The organism is Vibrio jasicida CAIM 1864 = LMG 25398, from assembly GCF_000400365.1.
In the GTDB taxonomy this organism is placed as follows: Bacteria; Pseudomonadota; Gammaproteobacteria; order Enterobacterales; family Vibrionaceae; genus Vibrio; species Vibrio jasicida.
The window spans coordinates 119,647-132,371 of the sequence record NZ_BAOG01000053.1 but is presented as its reverse complement, the minus strand read 5'-3'; the positions used below and the strand labels follow the sequence as shown (position 1 = coordinate 132,371).

The 12,725-nt window shown below is 45.3% G+C and carries 14 protein-coding genes; 2 read left to right on the top strand and 12 right to left on the bottom strand.

Translation table 11 applies throughout. The features are described 5' to 3' along the window. The first annotated feature begins 3 nt into the window (after nucleotides 1–3). Nucleotides 4–609, top strand: coding sequence for a YtjB family periplasmic protein (locus VJL_RS14820; protein WP_038878983.1), 606 nt, complete (start codon nucleotides 4–6; stop codon nucleotides 607–609). Between the two features lie 90 nt (nucleotides 610–699). On the opposite strand, the gene deoD is transcribed toward VJL_RS14820, so the two are convergent. The 10 genes from deoD to VJL_RS14775 all read right to left on the bottom strand — a co-directional run bounded on the left by deoD (nucleotide 700) and on the right by VJL_RS14775 (nucleotide 10,934). Then, entirely contained in the window at nucleotides 700–1,419 is a 720-nt protein-coding gene (gene deoD / locus VJL_RS14815; RefSeq protein ID WP_038865914.1) for a purine-nucleoside phosphorylase, read from the bottom strand. Nucleotides 1,420–1,564: 145 nt separating this feature from the next. Next, the gene (locus VJL_RS14810) at nucleotides 1,565–2,785 is read right to left on the bottom strand and encodes a phosphopentomutase (protein ID WP_038878980.1); all 1,221 of its coding nucleotides are present in this window, start codon (nucleotides 2,783–2,785) and stop codon (nucleotides 1,565–1,567) included. Between the two features lie 68 nt (nucleotides 2,786–2,853). Next, the gene (gene deoA / locus VJL_RS14805; protein WP_038865909.1) at nucleotides 2,854–4,182 is read right to left on the bottom strand and encodes a thymidine phosphorylase; all 1,329 of its coding nucleotides are present in this window, start codon (nucleotides 4,180–4,182) and stop codon (nucleotides 2,854–2,856) included. Nucleotides 4,183–4,281: 99 nt separating this feature from the next. After that, nucleotides 4,282–5,058 carry a deoxyribose-phosphate aldolase gene (deoC, locus tag VJL_RS14800; protein WP_038865907.1) on the bottom strand — a complete coding sequence of 259 codons (777 nt, stop codon included), beginning with the start codon at nucleotides 5,056–5,058 and terminating at the stop codon, nucleotides 4,282–4,284. 580 nt (nucleotides 5,059–5,638) lie between these two features. Beyond that, nucleotides 5,639–6,922 (bottom strand): NupC/NupG family nucleoside CNT transporter, encoded by a 1,284-nt coding sequence (locus VJL_RS14795; RefSeq protein ID WP_038865906.1) that lies wholly within the window; start codon nucleotides 6,920–6,922, stop codon nucleotides 5,639–5,641. A gap of 204 nt (nucleotides 6,923–7,126) precedes the next feature. Beyond that, on the bottom strand, nucleotides 7,127–7,900 hold the full coding sequence (locus VJL_RS14790; protein WP_038878976.1) for a TatD family hydrolase: 774 nt from the start codon (nucleotides 7,898–7,900) through the stop codon (nucleotides 7,127–7,129). After that, a complete protein-coding gene (locus tag VJL_RS29525) occupies nucleotides 7,887–8,054 on the bottom strand; it encodes a DUF5363 family protein (RefSeq protein WP_158001440.1) in 168 nt (55 codons plus the stop codon). The genes VJL_RS14790 and VJL_RS29525 overlap by 14 nt, the downstream gene beginning before the upstream one ends. A 120-nt stretch (nucleotides 8,055–8,174) precedes the next feature. Then, nucleotides 8,175–9,764, bottom strand: a complete 1,590-nt coding sequence (gene prfC / locus VJL_RS14785; RefSeq protein ID WP_038865904.1) for a peptide chain release factor 3 — start codon at nucleotides 9,762–9,764, stop codon at nucleotides 8,175–8,177. 303 nt (nucleotides 9,765–10,067) lie between these two features. Next, complete coding sequence (gene rimI / locus VJL_RS14780; protein WP_038878974.1) at nucleotides 10,068–10,523, bottom strand: ribosomal protein S18-alanine N-acetyltransferase; 456 nt, start codon at nucleotides 10,521–10,523, stop codon at nucleotides 10,068–10,070. 12 nt (nucleotides 10,524–10,535) lie between these two features. Continuing rightward, nucleotides 10,536–10,934 carry a DNA polymerase III subunit psi gene (locus tag VJL_RS14775; protein WP_038878972.1) on the bottom strand — a complete coding sequence of 133 codons (399 nt, stop codon included), beginning with the start codon at nucleotides 10,932–10,934 and terminating at the stop codon, nucleotides 10,536–10,538. A gap of 63 nt (nucleotides 10,935–10,997) precedes the next feature. Here VJL_RS14775 and VJL_RS14770 point away from each other — a divergent pair, with 63 nt between their 5' ends. Continuing rightward, the gene (locus VJL_RS14770; RefSeq protein WP_038865900.1) at nucleotides 10,998–11,450 is read left to right on the top strand and encodes a DUF2541 family protein; all 453 of its coding nucleotides are present in this window, start codon (nucleotides 10,998–11,000) and stop codon (nucleotides 11,448–11,450) included. 86 nt (nucleotides 11,451–11,536) lie between these two features. Here VJL_RS14770 and VJL_RS14765 read toward each other — a convergent pair whose 3' ends face one another. Both VJL_RS14765 and ubiT read right to left on the bottom strand, forming a co-directional pair. After that, complete coding sequence (locus VJL_RS14765; protein WP_038878970.1) at nucleotides 11,537–12,040, bottom strand: GNAT family N-acetyltransferase; 504 nt, start codon at nucleotides 12,038–12,040, stop codon at nucleotides 11,537–11,539. After that, nucleotides 12,024–12,551, bottom strand: coding sequence for a ubiquinone anaerobic biosynthesis accessory factor UbiT (gene ubiT / locus VJL_RS14760; RefSeq protein ID WP_005431915.1), 528 nt, complete (start codon nucleotides 12,549–12,551; stop codon nucleotides 12,024–12,026). Before ubiT ends, VJL_RS14765 begins: the two co-directional genes overlap by 17 nt. Between the last annotated feature and the right edge of the window lie 174 nt (nucleotides 12,552–12,725).

Sequence of the window (12,725 nt, the reverse complement as noted above, 5' to 3'; positions counted from 1 at the left end):
AGCATGAGTGAATCCCTGTTCTCAGTGAGGAATGCCCTACGAATCCTAGCGCTGATCCTGCTATGCGTGATGCTATTTATCACCATAAAAAACAGTGTCGTGATCAGTAAGGGCAACGAGAAGATTCAAGCACAGCAGCTTGAAACACTGACAAAAGTTTTGATTTCGCAAGCGTCGTTATCCGCTAGTGAAATGATCATAAATAAAGATCAAGAAAGTCTACTTAAGTTAACCAACCAACTTGCGCAAGACCGTTTAGTATTTGATGCCACCATCTATGATGCGCAAGGTGTACGTTTGGCTTCCAGTGAAGAGGCGCTTTCGGTACGTGAAGTGCTAGGATTAGATACACCGCTGGCGACAGCCTCTATCGGGCGCCAACAATTGGTCGAGCCCGTATCGGCTGATGGCGCTGTGATTGGTTTTGTTCGCGTGACCTTTGAAACAGGTAGTGTAACAGCGATTTCCGATCACCATTACCGTAAGAGCGATCGCTACATGTACATGATGGTTCTGATGAGCTTTGTGTGCGGCATGCTGTTCATTATGATTTTACGCAGACAACCAATCCGCCGTAAAAAAGGTGAAAACCTGTTACTGACAAAGTAGCTCTCATTCGATCTCGGATAAAAAAACAGCCCGCACAATGCGGGCTGTTTTTGTAATGCTTTAAAGCGAAAAGAACGCTATCCCTTCGTCTTACTCTTCATCGCCTAGTAGTACTGAATCAAGTGCAATCAGCATCATATCGTTAAACGTATTTTGACGCTCTTCAGATGTGGTTTGCTCGCCAGTCTTGATGTGGTCAGAAACAGTACAGATAGTCAGAGCTTTCGCGCCATACTCTGCTGCAACGCCGTAGATACCTGCCGCTTCCATTTCCACACCTACGATACCGTACTTGTCCATTACGTCGAACATTTCTGGATCTGGCGTGTAGAACAGCTCTGCAGAGAATAGGTTACCTACTTTCACGTCTACGCCGCGAGCTTTTGCTGCTTCTTCTGCTGCACGAACCATTTTGTAGTCAGCGATAGCGGCAAAGTCATGACCTTTGAAGCGAATGCGGTTCACTTTAGAGTCTGTACATGCGCCCATACCGATCACAACATCACGTACTTTGATGTCTTCGTTCACAGCGCCACAGCTACCTACACGGATCACTTTCTTAACGCCGAAGTCTTTGATTAGCTCAGTCACGTAGATTGAACAAGATGGGATACCCATACCATGGCCCATTACTGAGATCTTACGACCTTTGTAAGTGCCTGTGTAACCAAACATATTACGAACGTCACACACTTGAACAACATCTTCAAGGAAAGTCTCTGCGATGTATTTTGCACGTAGTGGGTCACCCGGCATTAGAACGACGTCTGCGAAAGCACCCATTTCTGCGTTGATATGTGGAGTTGCCATGTTTCTTTTCCTTAACCTGTCTCTAGCGATCCGCGCTGCTGTTGGCGGTTTTGGCTAGAATATTCTCATTTCCGACAAGCAACATTTTCATGCTGCGAACATAAAACTAGGAGCATGATGCTCCTAGTTTTCAAAACCTAAATAATTATAGGAAGTTCTTACCGTAATCCATTGGGGAAATACCGAAGTACGTTGCCAATGTTTGACCGATATCAGCAAAGCTGTCACGACGGCCTAGTGAACCTGCTGGTACTTTCTTACCGTAAACAATCACTGGGATGTGCTCACGAGTGTGGTCTGTACCTGGCCATGTTGGGTCACAGCCGTGATCCGCCGTGAGGATAAGCACATCGTCTTCTTCCATAATATCCAGCACTTCGTTGATACGACCATCGAAGTACTCAAGTGCCGCGGCGTAACCTGCTACATCACGACGGTGACCGTAAGCTGAATCGAAGTCCACGAAGTTAGTGAATACGATCGTATTGTCACCCGCTTCTTTGATTTGCTCTAGTGTTGCTTCGAACAAGGCAGGGATACCTGTCGCTTTCACTTTCTTCGTGATACCGCAGTTTGCGTAGATATCCGCAATCTTACCGATAGAAACCACCTTGCCTTGCTTCTCTTCAACGAGTTTCTGTAGAACCGTTGCTGATGGTGGCTCAACAGAAAGGTCACGACGGTTACCTGTACGCTCGAATTGACCTTTACCTGCACCAACGAATGGACGCGCGATAACACGACCGATGTTGTAATCTTCTAGCTCTTCACGTGCAATTTGGCAAAGCTCTAGTAGGCGGTCTAGACCGAATGTCTCTTCATGACATGCGATTTGGAATACAGAGTCAGCTGATGTATAGAAGATTGGCTTGCCAGTCTTCATGTGCTCTTCACCCAGATCGTCAAGAACTTGAGTTCCCGATGCGTGGCAGTTACCTAGGAAACCGTCCAGACCAGCACGCTCAAGAATGCGGTCAGTCAGCTCTTTCGGGAAGCTGTTCGCTTTGTCAGTGAAGTAACCCCAATCAAACAGAACAGGAACACCTGCGATTTCCCAGTGACCAGACGGCGTGTCTTTACCTGAAGAAAGCTCTGCTGCGTGACCGTACGCACCGATGATCTCTGCGTCTGCATCTAGACCAGGAGCAAAACGACCTGTTGACTCTTTATGTGCCATTGCCAAACCCAGTTTAGATAGGTTTGGAAGACGAAGCGCGCCTTCACGTTTATCGTTGTTTGCTAAGCCTTGTTCACACTGGTCAGCAATATGACCAAGCGTGTCCGAACCTACGTCACCAAATTGCTTCGCATCAGCGGTTTCGCCGATACCGAATGAGTCTAGTACTAAAATAAATGCTCTTTTCATTGCTCGTTCCTTAGGCCCACTCGGCTTCTAATTATGATTGAGTAGGCCTTGTGTAATTACTTGTTCGATTAAAGATCTTCTGCACGGATTTGGCGGTAGACCTCTGGCGTTGGTGTGTATTCTCCGCCTACTTTAATTGCGCTGCGAAGCGCTTTTGCCGCTTCTTCCCACTGCTCTTCTGTGCGAGCATGGATCACCGCTAAAGGCTTGTCACTGTCCGCTACTTCGCCTAAACGAATGAAGTTATCAAAACCAACCGCGTAGTCGATTTCATCTGTTGCTACACGACGACCACCGCCCATAGAAACCACAGCCATGCCGATTGCACGAGTATCCATCGCAGATACAACGCCCGTTTCAGTTGCGTATACTGGTTTGATGATTTCCGCTTTCTCTAGGTAATTATCGTAGTTTTCTACGAAATCTGCTGGGCCACCTAGACCGGCGATCATCTTACCAAAGCACTCAGCCGCTTTGCCGTTATCTAGTGCTTCCATCAATTTCGCACGTGCGTCTTCTGTGTTCTCAGCCAGTTTGCCAAGTACTAACATTTCAGCACATGAAGCCATGGTTACTTCAAGTAGACGAGGGTTACGGTATTCACCTGTTAGGAAACGAACCGCTTCGCGTACTTCCACTGCGTTACCCGCCGAAGACGCCAATACTTGGTTCATGTCCGTTAGGATAGCGGTTGTCTTAGTACCAGCACCGTTTGCTACTGCTACGATTGATTTTGCTAGCTCTTCAGACGCTTCGTAAGTTGGCATGAATGCGCCAGAACCTACTTTTACGTCCATCACTAGAGATTCAAGACCTGCAGCAAGCTTCTTCGATAAAATCGACGCCGTGATCAGTGAAATATTATCTACTGTCGCTGTGATATCGCGGGTCGCGTAAACGCGCTTATCCGCTGGTGCTAGGTCACCCGTTTGACCGATAATTGCCACACCTGCGTCTTTGGTTACTTGACCAAATACGTCGTTTGTCGGTGTGATGTTGTAGCCAGGAATAGACTCAAGCTTATCCAGCGTACCGCCCGTATGGCCAAGACCACGACCAGAGATCATAGGTACGAAACCACCGCATGCAGCCACCATTGGACCAAGCATTAGAGAAGTCACGTCACCCACACCACCAGTAGAGTGCTTATCGACAATTGGACCACCAAAATTCATGTGGCTCCAATCGATAACCATACCTGAATCACGCATTGCACAGGTTAGTGCGATACGCTCTGGCATCGTCATTTCATTGAAGAAGATTGTCATAGCAAAAGCGGCGATCTGGCCTTCAGATACACTGTTGTTTGCTACGCCTTGAATAAAGAAGTTGATTTCGTCGGCTGTTAGAACTTCGCCGTCACGTTTTTTACGAATGATTTCTTGTGGTAAATACATTAGTGCCTCCCAAGCTCATAATGAGCCATGGTAAAAGTAGGATAGAAGAGGTTTGGTAGCACCAAAGCTGGTGCTACCGTTCAGACGCTTTTTTTGGAATTAGTACGCTGTTGGATCAGCGACTTGGTCCGATACTTCTAATGTATTTAGTAGGTTTGTTAGCAGGCTAGACGCACCGAAACGGTAGTGACGAGCATCAACCCAGTTGTCACCAAGGATTTCATCAGCCATTGCTAGGTATGCCGCTGCATCTTCAGCAGTACGCACACCACCTGCTGGTTTGAAACCAACAGATTCTGCAACACCCATATCACGAATAACTTCAAGCATCATGCGAGCGTATTCTGGTGTTGCGTTTACTGGCACTTTACCAGTTGAAGTTTTAATGAAGTCAGCACCTGCTTCGATACAGATTTGAGATGCTTTCTTGATTAGCGCTTCTTCTTTTAGTTCACCTGTTTCGATGATCACTTTAAGAAGGATATCACCACAAGCTTCTTTACATTGCTTAACTAGTTCGAAGCCAACTTTCTCGTTACCCGCCATTAGAGCGCGGTATGGGAAAACTACGTCTACTTCGTCTGCACCGTAAGCAACCGCCGCTTTTGTTTCAGCAACAGCGATGTCGATATCGTCGTTACCGTGTGGGAAGTTCGTTACAGTCGCAATGCGAACTTCTGGCGTACCTTGCTCACGAAGTGTCTTCTTAGCAATAGGAATAAAGCGAGGGTAAATACAGATTGCAGCTGTGTTGCCTACTGCAGTTTTCGCGTCATGACATAGCGAGATCACTTTTGCATCAGTGTCATCATCATTTAGCGTAGTAAGGTCCATAAGTTTCAGTGCACGTAGCGCTGCTGCTTTTAAATCGCTCATTTCTATCTCCGATCAATATTCAAAAAATTCACTACTCAGCTTCACATCACTTCTCTAACTATAATCAACAAGTAGAGACAGCGTGAGATTTTAGCTAAGCAGTCTATTAATGAACGGACTTGGTTCCCTGAAGACTCGGCATATACTGCGAAAAATCATATACCAATTGCTATCCTTGTCACCGCACAGTACCAGTTTGGCCTATGGCACAACAATCTATGATTGCGGTGTCTTTAATATCACATCACACAATAAAACGCTTGTGGGAACTGATATTGGAGGGCAATTCATTTGCCCATCGAGTATGTAATATTCACTCTGTGATTAAGTGGTTGTCAGAACCACCATTTCATGATTACTACATTATAGAGTTTCACCGCAAAACTGTAGCACCAAATAGAGCGCAAACGGTTTGTATCTCAAAATTTCCCAGCCCCTATTCCATCGACTGCGTAAGCGAATTGCATCGACCTACATACGATAAAATTTTCAGGCCTGAAAAACGAAAAATGCCCCGCAGCAATCTCTTGCTACAGGGCATGATTTAAAACGGCGTCTATATATTAAGAACCGATTCTAATTATAGTGCTGCAAGGCTAAGGCAGAAGCCTGCAATAGTCGCTGCCATTAGGTTAGACAACGTACCAGCAAGAACTGCTTTAATACCCATGCGAGCGATATCTGAACGACGGTTTGGTGCAAGGCTACCTAGACCACCAAGTAGAATCGCGATAGAAGAAAGGTTCGCGAAGCCACATAGTGCGAATGAGATGATAGCTGTTGTCTTAGCAGACATTACTTCACCAGTAGCTGCAACAACTTGAGCGCCTTCACCTAGGTAAGGTGTGAAGTTCAAGTATGCAACAAATTCGTTGATTACTAGTTTCTGACCGATGAATGAACCAGCAACAACTGCTTCGTCCCATGGAACACCGATTAGGAATGCTAGTGGAGAGAACGCGTAACCTAGGATAAGTTCTAGTGTTAGTTCAGGCATACCGAACCAACCACCGATGCCACCTAGCATACCGTTAACTAGAGCAATCAAACCAACGAATGCGATTAGCATTGCACCTACGTTTAGCGCAAGTTGTAGACCAGAAGCCGCACCGCCCGCTGCTGCGTCGATTACGTTAGCTGGTTTGTCGTCGCCACCGTCCATTGCTTCTTCGATATCTTCGTGAGGCTTATCAGTCTCTGGGTGAAGAATCTTAGCGAACAGTAGACCACCTGGTGCAGCCATGAATGATGCTGCTACTAGGTATTCTAGTGGAACACCCATAGATGCGTAACCTGCTAGTACACCACCAGCAACAGACGCTAGACCACCACACATTACCGCGAATAGCTCAGATTGAGTCATTTTTGGAACGAACGGACGAACAACTAGAGGCGCTTCTGTTTGACCTACGAAAATGTTAGCTGCTGCTGACATTGATTCCGCACGAGATGTGCCAAGCGCTTTCTGTAGTGCACCACCAAGAATCTTGATAACCCACTGCATAACGCCAATGTAGTAAAGAACTGAAATCAGTGCAGAGAAGAAGATCAGTGTAGGAAGAACGCGGAATGCGAAGATGAAACCGCCGCCGCCGAATACTTCGAACATCTTGTCAGAAACAAGACCACCGAATAGGAAAGATGAACCATCGTTACCGTAGTTGATAACGTTAGATACACCAGTAGAGAAACCGTTTAGTAGATCACGGCCCCAAGGTACGTAAAGAACAAATGCACCTAGGATAAATTGGATAGCAAATGCGCCACCCACAGTTCTAAAGTTGATAGCTTTTCGGTTATTAGAAAATGCAAATGCAATAGCAAGAAGCACTACCATACCGACTAGGCTCATAAACAGGCTCATAGTTTATGACTTCCTTATAAGTTATTTATTGGCGTGTTACAAAATGGAGCTATAAAGCGGGGGCAATTATACTCATCCCGAATCAATTAAAGTAATGCCACCCTCACACTTTCTTATAAGATTCATCATTGATTCACTCTCGTTTGTGAGTTATCTCACAATAAGAAGGAAAACGTTTTCGCTTTTAAACACCATCTTTAGATTTTATTCACATATAGAGAAGGCAGAATTGCTATTTTCCCATAGCTGAGACGCAATCGATTGCTTGTTTTCTATATGCAACGCAGACAGCTCATTTAAGACATAAATGAGTTTTGAAGGGTGATTCGGTTCGCCCTGATAGCCAAGTATAGGCATATCTGGAGCATCGGTTTCGAGTACAAGATGTTGCAGTGGTAACCTTTGAATCGCGTCGCGTGTTTTGTTCGCTCTTGGGTAGGTAATTGTGCCCCCAACTCCGATAAGAAAACCTAATCGAACCCACTCCATCGCCTGTTGATAACTGCCAGAGAAAGCATGCAACACACCCCCTTTCGGCAACTTAGCGGCTTTGACCATTTGGATGAGACGATTGTGTGCTTTTCGGCTGTGTAAAATAACGGGTAGTTCGAATCGTTTTGCCAGTTTGAACTGTAATTTGAGCGCCTGCTCTTGAAGCTCGGCGGGAACCTTGATAGCAAAGTCTAAACCACACTCCCCTATCGCAACGCATTGTCGGTTGCGTGAGGAAAGCAGAGATTCGAGCTCAGGAACAAACTGCTCAAACTCTTGTTGTAGAAAATAGGGATGAAAACCCAGCGCGTAATAAAGATGAGAGTATTGATTGGCCAGCTCTTGAATACGAGCCCAGTTACTCGGCCCGATAGACGGAATCAAGATACGCTCTACCCCTTGCTCACGAGCAAGGTCGACTTGGTGAGCAAAATCCTGTTGAAAGACGTCAAAGTCAAAATGGCAGTGGGTATCAAACAGTTTCATTGTTTGCTTTCCCTTGCTCTGCTTTTTTAGCAGGCTCGTCTTCATGAACTGGGTCTTGTTTATACGGCACACAACTGCGCTTTTGATCAGGCGTCAGCCCCATCTCTTTGCACCAATCGTCATAGCGTTTGAGCCCTTTCTTAAACCAGTTCATCACACTTCCTTTTTAGCTAATAGAATTCGCGTTGCGCCAAATAAAAAGCCGCCGTTAGCTAAGTGTATAGCTAACGGCGGCTTATGATCTAGTACGCAATATAAAGCGAGTTAGATTCGATTAGTGCTCGCGAGTCGCACGGAAATCGATATCAGGGAAACGTTCACGCGCTAGGTTTAAGTTAACCATGGTTGGTGCGATATACGTTAGGTTATCGCCACCATCCAACGCTAGGTTAGTTTGGTTCTTACGCTGGAACTCATCCAATTTCTTCGCATCACCACACTCAACCCAACGCGCCGTTGCCACGTTAACGCCTTCGTAGATTGCCTCAACGTTGTATTCTGACTTCAAGCGAGCCACAACCACGTCAAACTGAAGTACACCAACCGCACCAACGATCAAATCGTTGTTTTGTAGTGGACGGAATACCTGTACCGCACCTTCTTCAGAAAGCTGAACCAGGCCTTTTAGTAGCTGCTTCTGCTTCAATGGATCTTTTAGACGAATACGACGGAACAGTTCCGGTGCAAAGTTTGGAATACCTGAGAACTTCAACGCTTCACCTTGAGTGAACGTATCACCAATTTGAATCGTACCGTGGTTGTGAAGACCAATGATGTCACCCGCGTAAGCGTGTTCTGCACGAGAGCGGTCACCCGCCATGAAGGTAACCGCATCCGAGATACTCACTTGCTTACCTAGACGAACGTGGTTCATCTTCATGCCTTGTGTGTAAGTACCCGAAACGATACGCATAAATGCGATACGGTCGCGGTGTTTTGGATCCATATTTGCTTGAATTTTGAATACAAAACCTGAGAACTTGTCTTCTGTCGCTTCAACGTCACGTTCAACCGCTTGACGAGTCTTCGGTGCTGGAGCCCACTCAGTCAGACCTTCTAGCATATGATCTACACCGAAGTTACCTAGTGCTGTACCGAAGTAAACTGGCGTTAACTCACCCGTTAGGAACGCTTCTTGGTCAAACTCAGGGCAAGCGCCCATTACAAGTTCAAGCTCTTCACGAACGCTTGCTGCCAAGCTTTCACCCACTTTCTCGTCAAGCTCAGGGTTATCTAGGCCTTTGATGATACGAACTTCTTGGATCTCATGACCGTGGCCAGATTCGTACAGAATCGTTTCGTCACGGTGAATGTGGTAAACGCCTTTAAACTCTTTACCACAGCCGATTGGCCAGGTAATTGGCGCACACATCATGCCAAGTTCGTTTTCAACCTCGTCCAATACTTCCATTGGGTCACGAACGTCACGGTCAAGTTTGTTCATAAAAGTTACGATTGGAGTGTCGCGCAGACGAGTAACTTCCATCAGCTTACGAGTACGATCCTCGACACCTTTCGCCGCGTCGATAACCATCAAACACGAGTCAACCGCCGTAAGTGTGCGGTATGTATCTTCCGAGAAGTCTTCGTGTCCAGGAGTATCAAGTAGGTTAACCAGACAATCGTTGAAAGGAAACTGCATGACAGACGTGGTTACCGAGATACCACGTTCCTTTTCCATTTCCATCCAGTCTGATTTTGCGTGTTGTGCGTTACCACGACCTTTAACCGTACCTGCTTTTTGGATTGCGTTTCCGAATAACAGTACTTTTTCAGTAATGGTGGTTTTACCCGCATCCGGGTGAGAAATAATAGCGAACGTTCTACGCTTAGAAACTTCGCCTAAAAAAAGGGGATTTGACATTAGTTAATCTTCTAAATTACTTTCATGCTCACAAAATGGGCAAGCATATCTACTATTCGATATTGTGCGGTATTCTCGCTTATTATCGCTATGCTAGCAAACTGGAAAGACATGAACTCAATTTGCTCGGTTCATCCTCTCTTTCCCTAGGGCTCACATTCCCTAGCGCCAACAATGGAAAACTAGCTCCACACAAAGAGATGTAAAAAATTCAAAAAATTATTATTACATATTCAATAGCCTCGAAGTCAGATACGCATTTATAGCATAAGTGTTGATGAGGTAATTCGTAATGACTAAAAACTAAATCAAAAATAAGTAACTCATAATGATGGCATCTTCTTTGCCATTGCCCGTTTTAGCAGGGTAATAGTTGTAACGACGATCCACTTCATTAAAGCCCGCTTGTTCATAAATATGAATAGCTGGATGGTTACTTTCACGCACTTCCAACCAAGCGCTCTCTGCTTTTGCTTGTTCACAGTATTCAAAGAAAGCATCCAAAAGCTTCTGACCTAAGCCTTTTCCTTGTTGGTGCGGTGCTATCGCGATGTTGAGTAAGGTCACTTCACCCACAATATTCTGCGCATAAAAGTAACCCAATACTTGATGATCTTCCGTCATCACATGATGACAAGCACCTCGACTCGATAAATCTCGAACCAGTGATTCAGCCCAAGGGTGAGAATGTGCTTGCTGCTCAATTTGCCAAACTTGATCTGAGTGTTTAGCTTCCATCGGCGTAATTTGAATCGTCACGCTTTTGCTCCGTTACGAATACGAACAGATCTGCTGCCACAAGGCGCGACGTTGTTCGTTGTTGCCATCAATATCTTTCAGTAGTGGGGAAGTCAGTTGTTTTGCATTAACGCTTGCATCTATTTCACACCCAGCAAACCATACCCACTCCAACTCGTGCTCGCCTAAAGAAGATACTCGGCTCGGTTCTAAATACAGCGCATCGTCGAGCGAGAGTCTAATGCTCTTCAATACACGCTCAAACATCAAAGCTGTCTCGTTTTCAGGACACATTGGCGATACCAATAGGAGTTTACAAGAACTTTGCAAATCCAATAATGGCGACTGATAGCCTTCCAATCTTTCTGGGTGAGTCAGCTCCCATGTGCTGATCCCCATTTCATGTAAATATTGTTTCTCGTTAATTGACATCTTTTGTCACCTATTTGAACGAGGCAATCCTACCAAAATTTCGCATTTAAAGTCAGAGGTGTTATGAAGCTTTTCCAATCATTCGCAATCACATTGCTCATCGCGACCACCAGCTTTACTACTTTTGCTAAGGATAGCAACGATGGTTGGGAGCTGATCGCAGAAAAAACCGTAAACTTCCAAACGGAAACTGATACGGTTGAGCCAAATGGTCTTTTCAAAAATCGTAAATTCAGCAAGATTAAAATCAAGTGTACTCAAGGCACCATGAGCATCAAGAACATGAAAGTGACCATGACTGATGGCAGTGAAAAAAAACTCAAGACCATGGTCGGCACTTTAACCAAGGGCATGTCGACGCGCGCATGGACTCTACCAGGATCTGAAGATGCTAAATTTAAGCGTCTGGATATGGAATACAAAAGCTGGGGTAACATGACTCTGAATGCCGCAGGTATGAGCAAAAAAGCCAAAATCGAGGTTTGGGGCAAAAAACGTATCCAAGAGCAAGATTAATCCACGCTTTCTCTTTGCGCATCGACAACAAAGCCCGCTTTTTAATGCGGGCTTTGTTTCTCTAAGTCGAGTAGATAGACGGCAAACTACAACTCAGAAAACTCTGGTGAGTAATCAATACGACCTGAACGACCATCACACTGGTCTTCTACTAATTCAGCGACACGGAATGCACCTTGTGGAACTTCCCATGCACAGTCAAAACCCATCTCTTCACCAGCTTCAAAACCTTGACGAGCGTAGTATTCTGGCTCACCTAATACCACACAGACTGGGTAACCAAAATCACGTAAAGAATCGAAACCTTCTTTAATCATTTCAGCCGCAATACCTTGACGACGGTAGTCTTCATGTACCGCCAGTGGTGCAAGCCCTTGCCAAGACAAATCTTCACCGTTTAGCGTCACAGGACTAAACAATGCGTGACCAATGACTTCACCTTCATCTGTACATGCTACCAACGACAAAGTGAGCTTGCCGTTTTCACGTAGGCGCATCACTAGATTGGCTTCCGCCTCAGTGGGGAAAGCATGTTTCAATAGGCGGTCAATGGTCAGAATGTCCGCAGGGGCTTCAGTTCGAATAAGCATTCGCTACTCCGGTTTCTTGTGCTGGTGCTTGAACGCCTTTTTGAACAAAGTCAGCCAGTTGGTTCAGTGCAACCTGCATTGCTTTTGGTAACTGCTCTAAGTCGACACTGTCCATCAGGTTTTTCACTTCCAAGCCAAGCTCGGTGTCACCTTCAATAGAAAGGCGACGTTGGAAGAACAGCGTGTCAGGGTCTTCTTTACGACCAGCAATAAGTACTAGGTCGTTAAGGTTACCACTAAAACTCACATCTTCCTGAACCGGTTTCTCTGCTACCACTAACTTTTCATCTTGGTAGCTGATATACCATGCTAAGTTCAAGTCTTTAATCGCAACTTTTAGCCACTTGTCTTCAAGGAACTCAAAATCGCCATCTTCTAGGGCTTCTTTGAACACCATTTTTAGGCCTTCTAACAAGGCTTTTTTCTGAACAGTTTGTGGCAATAACTGGACTGGAGATCGCAAAATTGATGCTGCGTTCTTTACTAGTTGACTGCGAATCTTGTTTAACACGCTAATTATCCGTTACTTTGTCATAAGGTCGTTTATATTACGCAATAGAGTAATACCAGTACCTGTTATGTATCAATAAAACTGTTTGTTTTAGAAGTAGGCAGTTTTACCAACCTTAGCGTCGTTTTTTTGACCTTACGTGTATTATTGACGCTAAGTCGTGGATAAACGCTT